The organism is Cryobacterium sp. HLT2-28, assembly GCF_004402495.1.
GTDB classification, from domain to species: Bacteria; Actinomycetota; Actinomycetes; order Actinomycetales; family Microbacteriaceae; genus Cryobacterium; species Cryobacterium mannosilyticum.
Genome location: NZ_SOFH01000009.1, coordinates 58,042 through 74,815 on the forward strand (window position 1 = coordinate 58,042; position 16,774 = coordinate 74,815).

Below are 16,774 nucleotides of genomic sequence, written 5' to 3' on the forward strand. Positions count from 1 at the left end.
CGCGCTTACTTGGCTTCCTCAGCGTCGGCCGGAGCAGCGGCGTCGGCCTCAACGACCTCGACCGGTGCGGCGTCGGCCTCAACGACCTCGACCGGTGCGGCGTCAGCTTCAACGACCTCGACCGGGGCAGCCTCTTCAGCGACAGGCTTCGCGGCCTTGGCCGAGGAGGACTTCTTGACCTTCGGGGTCAGCGGCTCGAGGACGAGCTCCATCTGGACCATCGAGGCGTTGTCGCCCTTGCGGAAGCCGAGCTTCGTGATGCGGGTGTAGCCGCCCTCGCGAAGTGCAACCTGCGGCGCGATCTCGGTGAAGAGTTCGTGCACGACGGTCTTGTCGCCGATGGTGGCGAGGACGCGACGACGGGCGTGCAGGTCGCCCTTCTTCGCGAACGTGATCAGTCGCTCGGCAACCGGACGCAGGCGCTTGGCACGGGTCTCGGTCGTCTTGATCGACTTGTGGGTGAACAGGGACGCGGCCAGGTTGGCGAGCATCAGGCGCTCGTGGGCCGGTCCGCCGCCGAGGCGGGCTCCCTTAGTGGGCGTAGGCATTGGTAATCTCCAGTATCAAAAGTCGAAAGTCAGTCTGAGCGACTGCTTTAGATGGTTTCTTCGTCGTAGCCGCTGTAGAAGTGGGCGCCGTCGAATCCGGGCACCGAGTCCTTGAGCGACAGGCCGAGCTCTACGAGCTTGTCCTTGACCTCATCCACCGACTTCTGACCGAAGTTGCGGATGTTCATCAGCTGGGTCTCCGAGAGGGCGACCAGTTCGCTGACGTTGTTGATGCCTTCACGCTTGAGGCAGTTGTACGAACGAACCGACAGATCGAGGTCTTCGATCGGAATCGACAGTTCGGTCGACAGCACGGCGTCGACCGGCGCGGGGCCGATTTCGATGCCCTCAGCCGCGGTGTTCAGCTCGCGGGCCAGACCGAACAGCTCGGTCAGCGTGCGACCGGCGGATGCGATGGCGTCGCGAGGCGAAATCGCCGACTTGGTCTCCACGTCGACGACGAGGCGGTCGAAGTCGGTGCGCTCACCGGCACGAGTTGCCTCGACACGGTAGGTCACCTTGAGCACGGGCGAGTAGATCGAGTCGACCGGGATCTGGCCGGCCTCTGAGTACTCGTTGCGGTTCTGGGTGGCCGACACGTAGCCGCGGCCACGCTCGATGGTCAGTTCGAGTTCGAACTTCGCCTTGTCGTTCAACGTGGCGATGACCAGCTCGGGGTTGTGCACCTCGACCCCGGCCGGAGCCGAGATGTCAGCGGCGGTGACCTGGCCGGAACCCTGCTTGCGCAGGTACGCGGTGATCGGCTCGTCGTGCTCGCTGGAGATGACGAGACCCTTGATGTTCAGGATGATCTCGGTGACATCTTCCTTGACACCGGGAACGGTGCTGAACTCGTGCAGCACACCGTCGATCCGGATGCTGGTGACAGCGGCTCCCGGGATCGAGGACAGCAGGGTGCGGCGCATCGAGTTGCCGAGGGTGTAACCGAAACCAGGCTCGAGAGGTTCGATGACGAACCTGGATCGGAACTCCGAAATGTTCTCTTCGGTGAGCGTGGGGCGCTGTGCGATAAGCACTATTGATTCCTTTCGGCTAAGTGTCCGCTATATGACACTTGCGTGGCGAGGTATTGAGTGTGAAAGAAAACGGTGACCTGGCAGCGACAGGCTCGAGTCCGAGCCTGTCGCTGCCATGGTGGCGGTGATCGAGCCGGTCGAAAGCTCGACGAACTCGATCACCGCGAGGGAGTTAGACCCGGCGACGCTTGGGCGGACGGCATCCGTTGTGAGCCTGGGGCGTCACATCGTTGATCGAACCGACCTCGAGGCCGGCGGCCTGAAGCGAACGGATCGCCGTCTCGCGTCCGGATCCGGGGCCCTTGACGAAGACGTCTACCTTCTTCATGCCGTGCTCCTGCGCCTGGCGGGCGGCCGACTCGGCTGCCAGCTGTGCGGCGAACGGGGTCGACTTGCGCGAACCCTTGAAGCCGACTCCGCCTGAGGACGCCCAGCTGATGACCGCACCGGTGGTGTCGGTGATCGAGACGATGGTGTTGTTGAACGTGCTCTTGATGTGGGCCTGGCCCACAGCGATGTTCTTCTTTTCTTTCTTGCGCGGCTTCCGAACGGCCGACTTTGGTGCTGCCATGAATTTCTCCTGAATCCTGAGGGCGAGACGGGCCGGGCCGAGGCCTAGCGCGCCTTCTTCTTGCCGGCTACGGTGCGCTTCGGGCCCTTGCGGGTGCGAGCGTTGGTCTTGGTGCGCTGGCCGCGAACGGGCAGGCCCTTGCGGTGGCGGATGCCCTCGTAGCTGCCGATCTCGACCTTGCGGCGGATGTCAGCGGCAACCTCACGGCGGAGGTCACCCTCAACCTTGAAGGTTCCTTCGATGTAGTCACGGAGGGCGACGAGCTGGTCGTCACTCAAATCCTTGACTCGGATGTTTCCATCGATTTCAGTGTCGGCGAGGGTCTTGAGTGCCCTCGTACGGCCAACACCAAAGATGTAAGTCAGTGCAACTTCCACGCGCTTGTCGCGAGGAATATCAACGCCGGCTAGACGTGCCATTGTGGCTTCTCCTGTATATGAGTGGAGGTCTGTAGCAATGCCTGTTCATCGGCCTCCAACCGATGGTGTCGCCCCGAAGGGTTCCCGGCAGTGCTATTTTCTGTATTCAGTTTGTCTCGACGCGCCCGGCACCTGTGCGGTGATCGGGCGTGTCAAGATCAGCCCTGACGCTGCTTGTGACGCGGGTTCTCGCAGATGACCATCACGTTGCCGTTACGGCGGATGACCTTGCACTTGTCGCAGATCTTCTTGACGCTGGGCTTGACCTTCATTGTGTGTCCTTGTATTCGCTGTCTTCGTACCCCAGGAACGCCTCGGGCCGTTACTTACAGCAACGCTTACTTGTAGCGGTAGACGATCCGGCCGCGAGTCAGGTCGTACGGGCTCAGCTCCACGATCACGCGGTCCTCAGGGAGGATACGGATGTAGTGCTGACGCATCTTGCCCGAAATGTGGGCAAGAACTTTGTGGCCGTTGGTCAACTCAACACGAAACATCGCGTTGGGAAGAGCTTCGACTACTGCGCCCTCGATTTCGATGACACCGTCTTTTTTTGCCATAACTCACTATCGCTAGGGTATTGATTGCTGGTCGTGCGTGGATTGTGGTGCCTTGACACGCCGAATGCGACGGCATCAGACACCAAGGATTTACTCTATGGTATGAAGTTGCGATTTGCCAATTCATGCCTATAATCCGCGGAGTGTCCGACGCCGCCGCCGGGTTCGTGCCCTCGAGCGTGTTGTCTAGAGCCGGTCCTGGGCCGCGCGGACGACCTGCACCACGTCCGCGAAGAGCGGATGCGCGGGGTCGAGACCGCAGACCTGGCCGGTGAACGCCTCCGCGGTCTCGGAGCGCAGCATCCGTTGCAGTTCGACGCTCTGTTCGTCATCCGGCACGTCGAACCGGAGGGCCGCGCCGACCGCCGCGAGCAGCGCTGTCGGGCGCGCGCCGCCTTCGGCGATCTCCGCCGCCGGCCCGATGAACCGCTCGTGGCGGCTGAGCTTGCGCATCGGCTGGCGCCCCACCCGTTCGACCGTGTCCGGCAGGGCGGGGTTCGCGAAGCGCACCAGGATCTTCTCCCGATAGGCGCGCTGCGCCGCCTCGTCGAGGCCGTGCTTGGCCACCAGCAGGGCGGAGGTCTCCTCCAGCACGCGACGGGCCCCGTCCAGGACCTCGGGCACCGAGAGGGCGTCGGAGATCCGGGACACGCCGGCGAGCGCGCCGAGGTAGGCCACTGTGGCGTGGCCGGTGTTCACGGTGAACAGCTTGCGCTCGATGTAGGGGGCCAGGTTGTCGACGAAGGTCGCCCCGGGGATGACCGGGGCGGAGTCGCCGAAGGCGCCACGCTCGATCACCCATTCGTAGAACGCCTCGACGGTGACGTCGATGCCGGATCCGGCCGCCTGGCCGGGCACGATCCGGTCGACCGCCGTGTTGGCGAACGCGGCCCTCCGGGAGAGGTTCTTCCGGTCCTCGGCGGACACGTCCTTCCAGACGTGCCCGGCGAGCACGTCGGTGGCGTTGATCGCGTTCTCGCAGGCCATCACGGCGAGCGGCGCGAGCTCGGCCGCCCTCCGTCTCAGGCCGGCGAGGATCACCGGCGCCACGAAGGGGAGGACGGTCGGCCCGACCGCAGTCGTGATGATGTCCGCGGTCGCGATCTCCTCGATCAGCCGTTCCTCCTCGGCGCGGCTGTTGATGGCGCGGAAGTCGTCGACCACGCGGTCGGTCGACGTCTCCCCTGCCTCGTGCACGGTGTAGCTCGTCGCGGCCTGCAGGGCCTCGATCAGGGAAGCATCCACATCGGCGAAGACAACCTCGTATCCGGCATCGTGGAGCAGGAGGCCGACGAATCCGCGGCCGATGTTGCCCGCGCCGAAGTGGATGGCTTTCATTCTGCGTTGACCTCCTCGAGGAGCGTGAAGATGTCCTCGGCCGTTACGGCATCGATCAGTTTCTGCACCTCGTCCTCGTCCGAGAAGACGACGGCGATCTTCGAGAGGATCCCCAGGTGCTCATTGTTGAGGCCGGCGATGCCGACGGCGAACCGCACCGGCTGCCCGTCCCAGTCGATCGGTTCGGGATAGCGCACGAGCGACAGGGACGACCGGATGATCGACTCCTTGGCTTCGTTCGTGCCGTGCGGGATGGCGAGGAAGTTGCCCATGTAGGTCGACACGCTCGCCTCCCGGTCGAACATCGAGTCGACGTAGGCGCTCGTCACGGCGCCGGCCGCCACGAGCAGGGCGCCGGCCTCGCGGATCGCGTCCTGCTTCGTGGTGGCCGTGCCGGCGGCCACCACGTTGCCGGGTTCCAGGATGTGCTGGGTCATCGTGTTGCTTCCTCGGTCGCCCGGCTCTGCAGCAGGGTGACGACCTCGTCGTATTTCGGGCTGTTCATGAAGTTGTCCACCGAGACGAAGATCGAGTCAGGCGACTTGGCCTGCGCTCGGGCGGCCAGGTCCTGGTGGGTGATGACCAGGTCGGCCGTGCCGTCGAGGTTCGCGATGGCCTGGTTGACCACAGTGATGCCGTCGAGCCCGGCCTTCTTGATCTTGTTGCGGAGCACCGATGCGCCCATGGCGCTCGAGCCCATGCCGGCGTCGCAGGCGAAGACGATGTTCTTGACCGGACGGCTGGTGCCGGCCGCCGTGGCGCCCGCTCCGGCGAGTCCGCCAAGGACGCTGCTGGACTTGCCCTTCATCGCCTCCGTCTTCGCGACGGCTCCGGTGAGGTCGCCGTCGAGGCCGTTGGCGATGTCGCGCTTGCGGCTGGACCGCAGGATGACCGCGGCGATCAGGAACGACACCGTAGCGGAGAGGATCACGGAGAGGATCACGCCGAAGTAGCTGTCCGACGCGGTCTGGATGAGGACCGCGAAGATGCTGCCCGGTGAGGCCGGAGCGCGCAGGCCGGTCTGGAAGGCCACGTTGGTCGCCACGCCGGTCATGCCGCCGCCGATGGCCGCGAGGATGAGGATCGGCTTCATCAGCACATACGGGAAGTAGATCTCGTGGATGCCGCCGAGGAAGTGGATGATGATCGCACCGGGCGCGCTCGCCCGGGCAAGGCCGAGACCGAAGAACGAGTAGGCGAGCAGGATGCCGAGGCCGGGGCCGGGGTTCGCTTCGATCAGGAAGAGCAGCGACTTTCCGGATTCCGAGACCTGCTGAACGCCGATCGGCGTGAACACGCCGTGGTTGATGGCGTTGTTGAGGAACAGCACCTTGCCGGGCTCCACCAGGATGCTCGCCAGCGGCAGCAGGTTGTTGGCGACGAGCCAGTTCACGCCACTCTCCAGCACGGAGCTGAAGCCGGTCACGACGGGGGCGATTCCGAAGAATGCCCCGAGGGCGAGGATGCCGCCGAGGATGCCGGCGGAGAAGTTGTCCACCAGCATCTCGAAGCCGGGCTTGATCTTGCCGGCCCACAGGCCGTCGAGCTTCTTCAGCAGGTACGCCGAGAGCGGGCCGACGAGCATGGCGCCGATGAACATCGGGATCTCACTGCCGACGATGACACCCATCGTGGCGATCGTGGCGATGACACCGCCGCGGATGCCGTAGACCATCCGGCCACCGGTGTTGGCGATGAGCAGTGGGAGCAGGTACACGATCATCGGGCCGACCATCTTGGCGACCGTTTCGTTGGGGGTCCAGCCGGTGGGAATGAAGAACGCGGTGATGAGACCCCACGCGATGAAGGCCGCGATGTTGGGCATGATCATTCCGCTGAGGAAGGTGCCGAAACGCTGGACGTGCACGCGGGCTCCCCCGCTCTTGTTCTGTGTCCCGGTTGACGTCGTCGTCATTTTTCTGCCTTTCGTGTTGGTTGTGATTGTGCGGGTGCGTGGATTGTGTGCGTGCGGATCACGCCTGGGCGTCGTGGTCGGTGGTGAGCAGGCCGGCAAGGGTGTCGAGCACGAGGTCGGCATCGGTTCCTTCGGCGGTCAGGGTGACCTCGTCGCCGAAGTTGATGCCGAGCGAGATGACCCCGAGGATGCTTGCCGCGTCCGCGACAGTGCCGCCCTTGGCGGCCAGTGTGACCTCGAGGCCGGAATCGGAGGCGGCCTGCGTGAACAGCCTCGCCGGCCGGGCGTGCAGCCCGTGGGTCGATCCGATCAGAACGGTGCGTTCAGCCATCGGCGTGTGTCCTTTCTCGTGCATTCGTTCTCCCGCGGTCTCGGTGGAGTCCGGGGGTGGTCAGCCGGTCAGAGTGTGCAGCGCCGCTTCCAGTGCCTCGTCGCCATCGCGTGCGGTGAAGATGGTGGCCGGCAGCAGCGAGCAGCCTGCGCCCGCCCGTTCGGCCAGCGCAGTGAACTCGTCGATGCGGGGAGCAAGGTGCGGTCCGACCAGGAGGACATCGACGCCGTCGAGGGCATCCGGCAGGTCCGACTCGCTACCCGCCGACACCTCCAGGTCGAGACCGCGGGCGGCGGCCGTCCGGCGCATCCGCAGGGCCACGAACGTGCTGGACGCACCGGCACCGCAGACAACCAAAATCTTCATCGATTCACCTTTCGCAGTAGCGCTGAGCCCAGTCTGGCCAGATGGTCCTGATCCGGCCACCACGTCCTTTTCCGCACCCCCGGAAGCGGTTCTGAGCGGAACAACGGGCCAGGCGTGGTTGACTACAAGCGGATTGATGGAGCTGTGTGCAATGAGCGATAAACAGACACGGATGCTGGACTACCTGTCCCAGACGCCGGCCTGGGTCACCGCCGGCGAGCTTGCCGACCTCCTGGGCGTCACCCCTCGCACCGTGCGGAGCTACATCACCGCGGTGAAGGCGGCCGCGCATCCGCTCGAGGTCGTCGAATCGGGTGCCGCCGGGTACCGGCTCGACCTGGATGCCTACGCCGCCTACCGGGCAGCGCGGCGGTCGAGCACCGAGCCGGAGACCCCGCAGAACCGGCTGTACGCGCTGGTGCGCCGGCTCACCGAGGCGGAGGCCGGACTCGACGTGTACGACCTGTCCGAGGAGTTGTTCGTCAGCGACTCAACCGTCGACGCCGACCTGGCGAAGGTCAGGCAGCTGCTTCCCGACACCGGGCTCACCCTGATCCGCCACGGCAGCGTGGTCACCCTCAAGGGCTCCGAGACGGATCGCCGCCGCCTTCTCAGCCGGATGTTCCGGGAGGAGAGTTCCCGCGGCCTGCTCGAGCTCGAGGCGATCCAGAAGGAGTTCGCGTCCGAGAGCCTGGGGGCGTTCAAGACCGACCTGATTGCGATGCTCGACTCCCAGGGCTACTTCGTCAACGAGTACGGCACCAACGACGTGCTTCTGCATGTGGCCATCGCGATCGACCGGGTGACCAGGCGCACCGCCCCCGGGTTCGCCGCCGCCTCCACCGGCCCGCCCGACGACATGACCTTGGCCCTCGCCGCCCTGGTCACACGCCATTTCCAGGTCGAACTGGGCAGCGGGGACCTCGATTACCTGGCCCTGCTCCTGAAGACCAGGGTGATCACGCCCGGCCACGACAAGCCCGCCGCCGTGCTGATCGAAAGCTTCGTGCGCGCCGAAGACCTCGAATCGGTGCGCCGGATCGTCGGCCAGGCCGGTGAGGAGTTCCTGGTCGACCTGGTCGAGGAGAATTTCATCGTTCGCCTGACGCTGCACGTTCGAAACCTGATCAACCGCGCGCAGGACCGTTCGTACTCGCACAATCCGCTCACCCGGTCGATCAAGACGAGCTACCCGATGATCTACGAGCTGGCGGTGTACATCGCCAGCGCGCTGCAACGCCAGGAGAACATCGTCATCAACGACGATGAGATCGCCTATATAGCCATGCACGTCGGGGCGCACCTGCAGCAGCAGTCCCGCCGGGAAGACCTGGTCAGCTGCGCCCTGGTCTGCCCGAACTACTACGACATGCACGTGCTGCTCCGGGAACGCATCGAACGGGTGCTGGGCGACGAGCTCGAGGTGGTCTCGGTGATCACCCGCAGCGACGTCGAATGGGCGGAGATCGAGGCGGACCTGGTGCTCACCACCATCGACCCGCTGGTGCCCTCCGAGGGCGTCATCGTGATCCAGCCGTTCCTCACCGAGGGCGACATCGAACGGGTCAGGAAGGCCGCCAGCCGCATCCGCCGGATGCGTCGCCGCGCCCACCTCAAAGACGACCTGCTGCAGTTCTTCGACGAGTCGCTGTTCTCGCACAACTTCTACGTCGCCGACGAGAGCGCCATGATCAGGGCCCTCGGCGAACGGATGCTCAACCAGGGCACCATCGGGCAGGACTACATCGACGGCGCGATCGAACGCGAACTGATGTCGTCGACGGCGTTCACCGACAATCTCGCGGTGCCGCACTCGATGTCGATGACGGCGAACCAGACCTCGATCGCAGTCGTCGTCAACGACTCACCGATGGACTGGGGTGAGAACCGGGTCAACGTGGTGGCCCTGGTGGCGTTCAGCAAGGAAGGACGGCGCAGTTTCCAGACCGTCTTCGACCAATTCGTCGAGGTCTTCTCAGACCGTGCCGATGTGCAGCGACTGGTGAAACGGTCCGTGGACTTCGCCTCGTTCATCGACGAACTCGTCCACCTGATGGACCAGTAACCGGCTGGAACTCCGGCGCCGGCTCAGGCCGTCGCGTCCACCCAACTGCGGGACTTGAAGGCGTAGATGGCCGCGTCCAGGGCCTCGTCGCCGTTCTGCGAGGCGAAGACGGTGTCCGGAAGGAGCGCGATGCCGACCCCGGCCTTGATCGCCTGCGCCCGGATCTTCTCATAGCGCGGCGCCAGGTGCGGCCCGACCAGCAGCACGTCGACCGGCCCGAGGGAACCGGGCAGGTCGGATTCGCTTCCGGCGTGCACCGAGACATCGAGGCCCCGCTCGGTCGCCGTGTGGCGAACGCGGTGTGCCACGAAGGCGCTGGAGGCACCGGCACCGCAGACGACGAGGATCTTCATTGACGTGCTCTTTTCTCTTGGCGGGTTGTACCCACCTCAAGTCTCTCGCGTCCGGCGCCGCCCCGCCACCAAACCGCGCCCGGCCCAATCCCCCGTTCGCGAGGCCTTGCGGGGGACTCCCCTACTGGATCGGCACCGGGGTGATGCCGAGCGGCGCCAGGCCGGCGGCGCCGCCGTCTTCCGCGGTGAGCACCCAGATGCCGTCCTTGTGCACGGCGACGCTGTGTTCCCAGTGCGCGGCGGCTTTGCCGTCTCGGGTGGCGACGGTCCAGTCGTCAGCCCGGGTGTACGTCTCGATGTCGCCGAGCACGACCATGGGTTCGATCGCGACGACCAGGCCGGGCTTGACGTCCGGGCCCTTCTGCCGCACCCGGTAGTTGAACACCGGCGGGGCCTCGTGCATGGACCGGCCGATGCCGTGGCCGACGTAGTCGGTCAGGATCCCGTACTGGCCCTGGGATTCGACATAGTCCTCGATGGCGTCGCCGACCTCGTTCAGGTGGCGCGCGACCGCCAGCCTGGCGATGCCGTGCCACAGGGACTGTTCGGTCACCTCCGAGAGCTTCTGGCGTTCCGCCACGAGCTCAGGCCGGCTCGGGTCGGGAATGACGAAGCTGAAAGCCGCGTCGCCGTTCCAGCCGTCCAGGATCGCGCCGCTGTCGATTGAGACGAGGTCACCGGCCGCGAGGACCCGGGAGCCGGGGATGCCGTGCACGACGTCGTCGTTGACCGACGCGCAGACCGTGTGGTGGTAGCCCTGTTCGAGTTTGAAATTCGGCTGTCCGCCCAGCGCCACGATGGCGGCCTCCGCCGCGGCGTCGATCTCCAGGGTCGTCGCCCCGGCCCGGATCGCGGCGCGGGCCGCGTTCAGCGACGCGGCCGTCGCCAGGCCCGGGGCGAGCATGAGTCGCATCTGCGCCGGCGACTTGTAGATGGAACGTCGAAGGCTCATGGTGTCGATCCCTGCATTGCTGATTGTCGTGCGTGAATTGCCGCCGGCCGGGTGCGGCCCGCGTGCGCTCGGGCCCGCGGCTCAGGCGGCGTGGATGCCGCGCTCTGCCAGGGCGTCAAGGATGCGGGTGGTGACCTCGTCGACGGCGCCCAGGCCGTCCACGGTGACCACGATGCCGCGGGAGCCGTAGATGTCGATCAGCGGGGCGGTCTGCTCCGCGTATACGTCCAGGCGGTGCCGGATGACCTCGGCCGTGTCATCGGCCCGGCCCTGCTCGGCTGCACGCTTGAGCAGCCGGGCGACGACCTCGTCGGTGTCGGCGACGATCTGCACGACGACGTCGAGGGCAGTTCCGTCGGCTTCGAGCAGACGGTCCAGCTCCTGCACCTGGTCGAGCGTGCGCGGGTACCCGTCGAGCAGGAAGCCCGCGGCGGCATCGGCCTGGTGCAGGCGGTCGCTGACGATCGCGTTGGTCAGGGAGTCGGGCACGTACTTGCCGGCGTCGATGTACTCCTGCACCTGGATGCCGAGGGGGGTCTTGTTCTTCACGTTGTAACGGAAGATGTCCCCGGTCGAGACGGCCGGGATCGCGAAGGCCGTGGCCATCCGCTCGGCCTGGGTGCCCTTGCCGGCCCCGGGCGGGCCGATCACGAGGAGACGCGTCATCGGAGAAGCCCTTCGTAGTGGCGCTGCTGGAGCTGCGAGTCGATCTGCTTGACCGTCTCGAGTCCGACGCCGACGATGATCAGGATGCTTGCTCCACCGAACGGGAAGTTCTGGTCGGCGCCGATCGCGGAGAAGGCGATCAGCGGCAGCAGCGCGATCAACCCCAGGTACAGGGCGCCGGGCAGGGTCACCCGGGTGAGCACGAAGTCGAGGTACTCGGCCGTGGGGCGTCCCGCGCGGATACCGGGGATGAAGCCGCCGTACTTCTTCATGTTGTCGGCGACCTCTTCGGGGTTGAAGGTGATCGCGACGTAGAAGTAGGTGAAGCCGACGATGAGCAGGAAGTACATTGCCATGTAGAGCGGGTGATCGCCCTTGGTCAGGTTGTTGGTGATCCAGGTCACCCAGGCGGCGGGCGACTGGCCGGCCGCGGGCTGGTTGAACTGCGCGATCAGAGCGGGCAGGTACAGCAGCGATGAGGCGAAGATGACGGGCACGACGCCGGCCATGTTCACCTTGATCGGGATGTACGTGTTGTTCCCGCCGTAGGTGCGGCGACCGACCATCCGTTTGGCGTATTGCACAGGGATGCGCCGCTGTGACTGCTCGACGAAGACCACGGCGGCCACCACGAGCAGTCCGACCACGATCACGATCAGAAGGATGTCGATGCCCTTCTGCTGGCCGATCGCACCGAGCGAGTTCGGGAAGCGGGCCGCGATCGAGGTAAAGATCAGCAGGGACATGCCGTTGCCGATGCCGCGCTCGGTGATGAGCTCACCCATCCACATGATCACGCCGGTGCCGGCGGTCATGGTGATGACCATGAGCATGATGGCGTACCAGGCGTCATTGGTGATCAGTTGCGAGCACTCGGAGCTGGCCGACGTGCCGAAGAGAGCACCACTGCGGGCCACCGTGATCAGCGTCGTCGACTGGAGGATGCCGAGGGCGATGGTGAGGTAGCGCGTGTACTGGGTCAGGGTGCTCTGACCGGACGCACCCTCCTTATAGAGGGTTTCAAAGTGTGGGATGACCACGCGCAGCAGCTGCACGATGATCGAGGCCGTGATGTACGGCATGATGCCCAGCGCGAAGACTGAGAGCTGCAGCAGTGCGCCACCGCTGAACAGGTTGACGAGCTCGTAGAGGCCGCTGGTTCCCTGGTTCGCGGCAAGACAGGCTTGCACGTTTCCGAAGTCGACGAACGGCGCCGGGATGAATGAGCCCAGGCGGAACAGGGCAACGATCCCCAGGCTGAACCCGATCTTCTTGCGAAGGTCGGGCGTGCGGAATATCCGCGCAATGGCGCTGAACACAATGCCTCCAGTTGATAACGTGAAAAACGAGCTTGTCGAGACCAGCATCGAAAGATTTCGATCGGTGGCCTCGACAAGCTCGTTCAGCGTCGACGGACTTACTTGATTGAGCCACCTGCAGCGACGATCTTCTGCTCTGCCGAGCCGGAGACCTTGTCCACCGCAATGTTCAGCTTAACGGCAATGTCACCGTTGCCGAGAACCTTGACCTTCTCGTTGTCGCGAACCGCGCCCTTGGCCACCAGGTCGGCGATGGTTACATCGCCGCCGTTCGGGTAGAGCTCGGCCAGCTTCTCCAGGTTGACAACCTGGTACTCGACGCGGAACGGGTTCTTGAACCCGCGCAGCTTCGGGGTGCGCATGTGCAGAGGCATCTGCCCACCCTCGAAGCCGACGCGCACGTTGTAGCGTGCCTTCGTGCCCTTGGTGCCACGACCCGCGGTTTTACCCTTGGATCCTTCACCACGTCCGACGCGCTGACGCGACTTCTTGGCGCCGGCGGCGGGACGAAGGTGGTGCACCTTCAGGACCTGCTCGCGCTTCTCAGCAGGAGCGGCCTTGACGGCAACCTTGGCGGCAGCAGCCTTCTTGGGGGCTGCAGCCTTCTTCTCGGTGGCGGGCTTGGCGGCTGTCGTCTTGACAGCGTCCTTCTCGTCAGCCATTAGTCGATCTCCTCAACCTTGACAAGGTGAGCGACGGTGTTGACGTAGCCGCGGTTCTGCGAGTTGTCCTCGCGGATGACCACGGCGCCGATGCGTCGGAGACCCAGGCTGCGAAGCGTGTCGCGCTGGTTCTGCTTCTCACTAATTTTGGACTTGATCTGTGTCACTTTGAGGCGAGCCATCAGGCACCTGCCTTTGCTGCTGCTGCGGCTGCTGCCGCTGCGGCGTCGGCACGCAGGAAGCGTGCCGGGGCAACGTCTTCGTACGCGAGGCCACGGCGAGCCGCAACCGCACGCGGCTCTTCGAGCTGGTGCAGGGCCTCGACAGTGGCGTGGACGATGTTGATGGTGTTCGACGAGCCGAGCGACTTGCTCAGCACGTCGTGGATGCCGGCGCACTCGAGTACGGCGCGCACCGGGCCACCGGCGATAACGCCGGTACCTGCTGCGGCCGGACGGAGCAGAACGACGCCTGCAGCGGCCTCACCCTGGACGGGGTGCGGGATGGTCAGGCCAACGCGGGGAACGCGGAAGAAGTTCTTCTTCGCTTCCTCGACACCCTTGGAGATCGCGGTAGGCACTTCACGCGCCTTGCCGTAGCCGACTCCGACCAGTCCGTTGCCGTCTCCGACGACGACGAGGGCGGTGAAGCTGAAGCGACGACCACCCTTGACGACCTTGGACACCCGGTTGATGGTGACGACGCGCTCCAGGAACTGGCTCTTGTCGGCATCGCGGCTACCGCGGTCCTTGTTGGGGTTGCGCTCACGGCCACCACGACGAGCCTCACGAGGCTCGTTCTGCGGGGGCGTCGTCGACGCAGCAGTTTCGACGGGTGCCTCAGCGGCCACCACGTTCTCCTTCGTTGCTGTGCTTGCAGTTTCAGTGCTCACAGGTTCAATCCACCCTCTCGAGCTCCCTCGGCGATGGCAGCGACGCGTCCTGCGTACTTGCTGCCGCCACGGTCAAATACGACGGCTTCGATACCGGCGGCCTTCGCGCGCTCGGCGACGAGTTCGCCGACCTTGCGGGCCTTGGCGGTCTTGTCACCATCGAAGGTGCGCAGACCGTCTTCGAGCGTGGACGCCGACGCAAGGGTGAAGCCCTTGCTGTCATCGACGACCTGCACGAACACGTGGCGAGCCGAACGGGTCACGACGAGACGCGGCCGAAGCGCGGTCCCCTCGATCTTCTTGCGAAGACGTGTGTGCCTGCGTCCGCGGGCAGCAGCCTTGCTCTTACCTCTAGTTCCGAGACCCATGGTTACTTACCACTCTTTCCGGCCTTGCGGCGAACAATCTCGCCGGCGTAACGCACACCCTTGCCCTTGTAGGGCTCTGGCTTGCGAATCTTACGGATGTTGGCGGCGACCTCGCCGACAGCCTGCTTGTCGATGCCACCGACCGTGAGGCGGTTGACGCTCTCCACGGTGAGGGTGATGCCGGCAGGTGCCTCGACGAGGACCGGGTGCGAGAAGCCGAGGGCGAACTCGATCGAGGTGCCCTTCTGGGCGACGCGGTAACCGGTACCGACGATCTCGAGCGACTTGGTGTAACCCGTGGTCACTCCGATGATCTGGTTGGCGATCAGCGTGCGGGTCAGGCCGTGCAGCGAACGCGAGTTGCGCTCGTCGTTCGGGCGGGTGACGACGACGTGGCCGTCTTCGATCTTGACCTCGATGGGGTTGGCGACGGTGAGCGCGAGCTCGCCCTTCGGACCCTTGACGCTGATGAGCTGGCCGTCAGCGGCCACAGTGACATCCGCGGGGATCGGGATGGGGAGTCTTCCAATACGTGACATCGTCGACTACCACACGTAGGCGAGAACTTCTCCGCCCACGCCCTTCTTCTCGGCCTGGCGGTCGGTGAGCAGACCGCTGGAGGTGGACAGGATGGCAACGCCGAGGCCACCGAGAACGGTGGGGATTTCGGTCGACTTCGCGTACACGCGCAGGCCGGGCTTGGAAACCCGCTTGATGCCTACGATGGAACGCTCGCGGTTCGGACCGAACTTGAGGTTGAGCGTGAGGGTCTTGCCGACCTCTGCATCCTTGACGTCCCAAGCCGAGATGTAACCCTGGGCCTTGAGGATGTCTGCGATGTTCGCCTTGAGCTTGCTGTGCGGCATGGACACGGTGTCGTGGAACGCCGAGTTAGCGTTGCGCAGTCTGGTCAGCATGTCTGCGACCGGATCTGTCATTGTCATTTGTGGTGCCTTTCTCGCCTGGTTTCGTTCATCCGTTACACGGGTGACGACCTTGGTCGTTGTGGGGCTGGACGGTTGTCCAGCCCCCGGGGTGTACTACAAGGAGCCGAAGCTACTTTACTTGGTGTTTTCGGCCGTCTTGAACGGGAAGCCCAGCGCCTTGAGCAGCGCGCGTCCTTCTTCGTTGTTCTTGGCCGTCGTCACAACCGTGATATCCATACCGCGGATACGGTCGATCCGGTCCTGGTCGATCTCGTGGAACATGACCTGCTCGGTGAGACCGAAGGTGTAGTTGCCGCTGCCATCGAACTGCTTGTCCGACAGACCGCGGAAGTCACGGATACGGGGAAGCGCGAGGCTGAGCAGCCGGTCGAGGAACTCCCACATGCGGTCGCCACGTAGTGTGACGTGCGTGCCGATGGGCTGTCCTTCACGCAGTTTGAACTGCGCGATCGACTTGCGTGCCTTGGTGACCTGCGGCTTCTGGCCGGTGATCTTGGTGAGGTCGGCGACGGCGCCATCCATGATCTTGCCGTCGCGAGCTGCCTCGCCGACACCCATGTTGACAACGATCTTGACCAGGTTCGGAACCTGGTGAACGTTGGTGAAGCCGAGGTCCTTGGTGAGCTGGGCAGTGATCTCATCGCGGTACTTCTGCTTCAGGCGCGGCAGGACTGCCGGAGTTGCTTCGGCCGCTGCTACTGCAGTGTCGGTCATCAGAGGTCCTTCCCTGACTTCTTGGCGTAACGGATGCGGACGGTCTTGGTGACCCCGTCCTTCGTCACGTCTTCGAGGCGGACGCCGACGCGAGTCGGCTTCTTGGTCTCCGGGTCGACGATGGCCACGTTGGACACGTGAATCGGCGCCTCCATGGTCTCGATGCCGCCGGTCTTGGTGCCGCGCTGGGTCTGGCCAACGCGAACGTGCTTCGTGACGAAGTTGATGCCCTCGACGAGGACCCGGTTCTTCTCCACGAACACGGCGATGACCTTGCCCTGCTTGCCGCGGTCGCCGCCGCGGGCCTGGGTACGGCCGGTGATGACCTGAACGAGGTCACCCTTTTTGAGTCTGGCCATGATTTAGATAACCTCCGGTGCCAACGAGATGATCTTCATGAACTTCTTGTCGCGAAGTTCGCGACCGACCGGTCCGAAGATTCGGGTGCCGCGAGGGTCACCGTCGTTCTTCAAAATCACTGCGGCGTTCTCATCGAACTTGATGTACGAACCGTCTGAACGACGGGTCTGCTTTTTGACGCGAACGACAACGGCCTTGACGACGTCGCCCTTCTTGACGTTTCCGCCCGGGATCGCATCCTTGACCGTGGCGACAATCGTGTCGCCCAGTCCGGCGTAGCGACGGCCGGAGCCGCCGAGCACGCGAATGGTCAACAGTTCCTTGGCACCCGTGTTGTCGGCAACCTTGAGTCGTGATTCTTGCTGAAGCACTTTTTAACTCCTTCTATCAA

Annotated in this window: 25 protein-coding genes; 1 reads left to right on the plus strand and 24 read right to left on the minus strand. The window is 64.7% G+C overall.

Features of this window, described 5'->3' with window-relative positions; all coding sequences use genetic code 11:
* Positions 1 to 5 precede the first annotated feature (5 nt).
* The 11 genes from rplQ to E3O48_RS04485 all read right to left on the minus strand — a co-directional run bounded on the left by rplQ (position 6) and on the right by E3O48_RS04485 (position 7,085).
* On the minus strand, positions 6 to 548 hold the full coding sequence (rplQ, locus tag E3O48_RS04435) for a 50S ribosomal protein L17 (RefSeq protein WP_134537452.1): 543 nt from the start codon (positions 546 to 548) through the stop codon (positions 6 to 8).
* A gap of 47 nt (positions 549 to 595) precedes the next feature.
* Positions 596 to 1,585, minus strand: coding sequence for a DNA-directed RNA polymerase subunit alpha (locus E3O48_RS04440; RefSeq protein WP_134508190.1), 990 nt, complete (start codon positions 1,583 to 1,585; stop codon positions 596 to 598).
* A gap of 172 nt (positions 1,586 to 1,757) precedes the next feature.
* Positions 1,758 to 2,156 carry a 30S ribosomal protein S11 gene (gene rpsK / locus E3O48_RS04445; protein ID WP_055821293.1) on the minus strand — a complete coding sequence of 133 codons (399 nt, stop codon included), beginning with the start codon at positions 2,154 to 2,156 and terminating at the stop codon, positions 1,758 to 1,760.
* A gap of 44 nt (positions 2,157 to 2,200) precedes the next feature.
* A complete protein-coding gene (rpsM, locus tag E3O48_RS04450) occupies positions 2,201 to 2,575 on the minus strand; it encodes a 30S ribosomal protein S13 (RefSeq protein WP_134363338.1) in 375 nt (124 codons plus the stop codon).
* A 158-nt stretch (positions 2,576 to 2,733) separates the two neighbouring features.
* Positions 2,734 to 2,847, minus strand: a complete 114-nt coding sequence (gene rpmJ / locus E3O48_RS04455) for a 50S ribosomal protein L36 (protein WP_035834639.1) — start codon at positions 2,845 to 2,847, stop codon at positions 2,734 to 2,736.
* 66 nt (positions 2,848 to 2,913) lie between these two features.
* Positions 2,914 to 3,135, minus strand: coding sequence for a translation initiation factor IF-1 (gene infA, locus E3O48_RS04460; protein WP_022883252.1), 222 nt, complete (start codon positions 3,133 to 3,135; stop codon positions 2,914 to 2,916).
* A 186-nt stretch (positions 3,136 to 3,321) separates the two neighbouring features.
* Positions 3,322 to 4,473, minus strand: a complete 1,152-nt coding sequence (locus tag E3O48_RS04465; RefSeq protein ID WP_134537453.1) for a mannitol-1-phosphate 5-dehydrogenase — start codon at positions 4,471 to 4,473, stop codon at positions 3,322 to 3,324.
* Positions 4,470 to 4,910, minus strand: coding sequence for a PTS sugar transporter subunit IIA (locus tag E3O48_RS04470; protein WP_134508193.1), 441 nt, complete (start codon positions 4,908 to 4,910; stop codon positions 4,470 to 4,472). Before E3O48_RS04470 ends, E3O48_RS04465 begins: the two co-directional genes overlap by 4 nt.
* Complete coding sequence (locus E3O48_RS04475) at positions 4,907 to 6,388, minus strand: PTS mannitol transporter subunit IICB (protein WP_134537454.1); 1,482 nt, start codon at positions 6,386 to 6,388, stop codon at positions 4,907 to 4,909. The genes E3O48_RS04470 and E3O48_RS04475 overlap by 4 nt, the downstream gene beginning before the upstream one ends.
* 58 nt (positions 6,389 to 6,446) lie before the next feature.
* Positions 6,447 to 6,719 carry an HPr family phosphocarrier protein gene (locus E3O48_RS04480; protein WP_134508197.1) on the minus strand — a complete coding sequence of 91 codons (273 nt, stop codon included), beginning with the start codon at positions 6,717 to 6,719 and terminating at the stop codon, positions 6,447 to 6,449.
* 60 nt (positions 6,720 to 6,779) lie between these two features.
* Positions 6,780 to 7,085: a PTS sugar transporter subunit IIB gene (locus tag E3O48_RS04485; protein ID WP_134537455.1), complete on the minus strand. Its 306-nt coding sequence runs from the start codon at positions 7,083 to 7,085 to the stop codon at positions 6,780 to 6,782.
* 151 nt (positions 7,086 to 7,236) lie between these two features.
* On the opposite strand from E3O48_RS04485, the gene E3O48_RS04490 reads away from it, so the two are divergent.
* Positions 7,237 to 9,150: a BglG family transcription antiterminator gene (locus E3O48_RS04490; protein WP_241982393.1), complete on the plus strand. Its 1,914-nt coding sequence runs from the start codon at positions 7,237 to 7,239 to the stop codon at positions 9,148 to 9,150.
* 23 nt (positions 9,151 to 9,173) lie between these two features.
* Here E3O48_RS04490 and E3O48_RS04495 read toward each other — a convergent pair whose 3' ends face one another.
* From E3O48_RS04495 to rplN, 13 genes are all read right to left on the minus strand, one after another.
* Complete coding sequence (locus E3O48_RS04495) at positions 9,174 to 9,503, minus strand: PTS sugar transporter subunit IIB (RefSeq protein WP_134508203.1); 330 nt, start codon at positions 9,501 to 9,503, stop codon at positions 9,174 to 9,176.
* A 121-nt stretch (positions 9,504 to 9,624) separates the two neighbouring features.
* Positions 9,625 to 10,455, minus strand: coding sequence for a type I methionyl aminopeptidase (gene map, locus E3O48_RS04500; protein WP_134508205.1), 831 nt, complete (start codon positions 10,453 to 10,455; stop codon positions 9,625 to 9,627).
* Between the two features lie 81 nt (positions 10,456 to 10,536).
* Positions 10,537 to 11,121: an adenylate kinase gene (locus E3O48_RS04505; RefSeq protein ID WP_134508207.1), complete on the minus strand. Its 585-nt coding sequence runs from the start codon at positions 11,119 to 11,121 to the stop codon at positions 10,537 to 10,539.
* The gene (gene secY / locus E3O48_RS04510) at positions 11,118 to 12,440 is read right to left on the minus strand and encodes a preprotein translocase subunit SecY (RefSeq protein ID WP_134508209.1); all 1,323 of its coding nucleotides are present in this window, start codon (positions 12,438 to 12,440) and stop codon (positions 11,118 to 11,120) included. Before secY ends, E3O48_RS04505 begins: the two co-directional genes overlap by 4 nt.
* A gap of 98 nt (positions 12,441 to 12,538) precedes the next feature.
* Positions 12,539 to 13,102 carry a 50S ribosomal protein L15 gene (rplO, locus tag E3O48_RS04515; protein WP_134508211.1) on the minus strand — a complete coding sequence of 188 codons (564 nt, stop codon included), beginning with the start codon at positions 13,100 to 13,102 and terminating at the stop codon, positions 12,539 to 12,541.
* Entirely contained in the window at positions 13,102 to 13,284 is a 183-nt protein-coding gene (gene rpmD / locus E3O48_RS04520; protein ID WP_174774754.1) for a 50S ribosomal protein L30, read from the minus strand. The genes rplO and rpmD overlap by 1 nt, the downstream gene beginning before the upstream one ends.
* Positions 13,284 to 13,994, minus strand: coding sequence for a 30S ribosomal protein S5 (gene rpsE, locus E3O48_RS04525; RefSeq protein WP_370249150.1), 711 nt, complete (start codon positions 13,992 to 13,994; stop codon positions 13,284 to 13,286). The genes rpmD and rpsE overlap by 1 nt, the downstream gene beginning before the upstream one ends.
* A complete protein-coding gene (gene rplR, locus E3O48_RS04530) occupies positions 13,991 to 14,362 on the minus strand; it encodes a 50S ribosomal protein L18 (RefSeq protein ID WP_134508213.1) in 372 nt (123 codons plus the stop codon). Before rplR ends, rpsE begins: the two co-directional genes overlap by 4 nt.
* 2 nt (positions 14,363 to 14,364) lie before the next feature.
* Positions 14,365 to 14,901 carry a 50S ribosomal protein L6 gene (rplF, locus tag E3O48_RS04535; RefSeq protein ID WP_134508215.1) on the minus strand — a complete coding sequence of 179 codons (537 nt, stop codon included), beginning with the start codon at positions 14,899 to 14,901 and terminating at the stop codon, positions 14,365 to 14,367.
* A gap of 6 nt (positions 14,902 to 14,907) precedes the next feature.
* Complete coding sequence (rpsH, locus tag E3O48_RS04540; protein WP_134363327.1) at positions 14,908 to 15,306, minus strand: 30S ribosomal protein S8; 399 nt, start codon at positions 15,304 to 15,306, stop codon at positions 14,908 to 14,910.
* A gap of 117 nt (positions 15,307 to 15,423) precedes the next feature.
* On the minus strand, positions 15,424 to 16,023 hold the full coding sequence (gene rplE, locus E3O48_RS04545; RefSeq protein ID WP_134508217.1) for a 50S ribosomal protein L5: 600 nt from the start codon (positions 16,021 to 16,023) through the stop codon (positions 15,424 to 15,426).
* Complete coding sequence (gene rplX, locus E3O48_RS04550) at positions 16,023 to 16,382, minus strand: 50S ribosomal protein L24 (protein ID WP_134508219.1); 360 nt, start codon at positions 16,380 to 16,382, stop codon at positions 16,023 to 16,025. Before rplX ends, rplE begins: the two co-directional genes overlap by 1 nt.
* Before the next feature lie 3 nt (positions 16,383 to 16,385).
* Complete coding sequence (gene rplN / locus E3O48_RS04555; RefSeq protein WP_134508221.1) at positions 16,386 to 16,754, minus strand: 50S ribosomal protein L14; 369 nt, start codon at positions 16,752 to 16,754, stop codon at positions 16,386 to 16,388.
* Positions 16,755 to 16,774 lie beyond the last annotated feature (20 nt).

Excerpts from the sequence above, each read along its gene's own strand:
- map (WP_134508205.1), bottom strand. The coding sequence starts at position 10,455 with ATGAGCCTTCGACGTTCCATCTACAAGTCGCCGGCGCAGATGCGACTC.
- E3O48_RS04490 (WP_241982393.1), top strand. The coding sequence starts at position 7,237 with ATGAGCGATAAACAGACACGGATGCTGGACTACCTGTCCCAGACGCCG.
- rplR (WP_134508213.1), bottom strand. The coding sequence starts at position 14,362 with ATGGGTCTCGGAACTAGAGGTAAGAGCAAGGCTGCTGCCCGCGGACGC.
- infA (WP_022883252.1), bottom strand. The coding sequence starts at position 3,135 with ATGGCAAAAAAAGACGGTGTCATCGAAATCGAGGGCGCAGTAGTCGAA.
- E3O48_RS04480 (WP_134508197.1), bottom strand. The coding sequence starts at position 6,719 with ATGGCTGAACGCACCGTTCTGATCGGATCGACCCACGGGCTGCACGCC.
- E3O48_RS04485 (WP_134537455.1), bottom strand. The coding sequence starts at position 7,085 with ATGAAGATTTTGGTTGTCTGCGGTGCCGGTGCGTCCAGCACGTTCGTG.
- rpmJ (WP_035834639.1), bottom strand. The coding sequence starts at position 2,847 with ATGAAGGTCAAGCCCAGCGTCAAGAAGATCTGCGACAAGTGCAAGGTC.
- rplQ (WP_134537452.1), bottom strand. The coding sequence starts at position 548 with ATGCCTACGCCCACTAAGGGAGCCCGCCTCGGCGGCGGACCGGCCCAC.
- E3O48_RS04465 (WP_134537453.1), bottom strand. The coding sequence starts at position 4,473 with ATGAAAGCCATCCACTTCGGCGCGGGCAACATCGGCCGCGGATTCGTC.
- rplE (WP_134508217.1), bottom strand. The coding sequence starts at position 16,023 with ATGACCGACACTGCAGTAGCAGCGGCCGAAGCAACTCCGGCAGTCCTG.
- E3O48_RS04475 (WP_134537454.1), bottom strand. The coding sequence starts at position 6,388 with ATGACGACGACGTCAACCGGGACACAGAACAAGAGCGGGGGAGCCCGC.
- rplF (WP_134508215.1), bottom strand. The coding sequence starts at position 14,901 with ATGTCACGTATTGGAAGACTCCCCATCCCGATCCCCGCGGATGTCACT.
- E3O48_RS04470 (WP_134508193.1), bottom strand. The coding sequence starts at position 4,910 with ATGACCCAGCACATCCTGGAACCCGGCAACGTGGTGGCCGCCGGCACG.
- rpsM (WP_134363338.1), bottom strand. The coding sequence starts at position 2,575 with ATGGCACGTCTAGCCGGCGTTGATATTCCTCGCGACAAGCGCGTGGAA.
- E3O48_RS04505 (WP_134508207.1), bottom strand. The coding sequence starts at position 11,121 with ATGACGCGTCTCCTCGTGATCGGCCCGCCCGGGGCCGGCAAGGGCACC.
- rplX (WP_134508219.1), bottom strand. The coding sequence starts at position 16,382 with ATGGCCAGACTCAAAAAGGGTGACCTCGTTCAGGTCATCACCGGCCGT.
- E3O48_RS04495 (WP_134508203.1), bottom strand. The coding sequence starts at position 9,503 with ATGAAGATCCTCGTCGTCTGCGGTGCCGGTGCCTCCAGCGCCTTCGTG.
- rplO (WP_134508211.1), bottom strand. The coding sequence starts at position 13,102 with ATGGCTGACGAGAAGGACGCTGTCAAGACGACAGCCGCCAAGCCCGCC.
- rpsK (WP_055821293.1), bottom strand. The coding sequence starts at position 2,156 with ATGGCAGCACCAAAGTCGGCCGTTCGGAAGCCGCGCAAGAAAGAAAAG.
- rpsH (WP_134363327.1), bottom strand. The coding sequence starts at position 15,306 with ATGACAATGACAGATCCGGTCGCAGACATGCTGACCAGACTGCGCAAC.
- rpmD (WP_174774754.1), bottom strand. The coding sequence starts at position 13,284 with ATGGCTCGCCTCAAAGTGACACAGATCAAGTCCAAAATTAGTGAGAAG.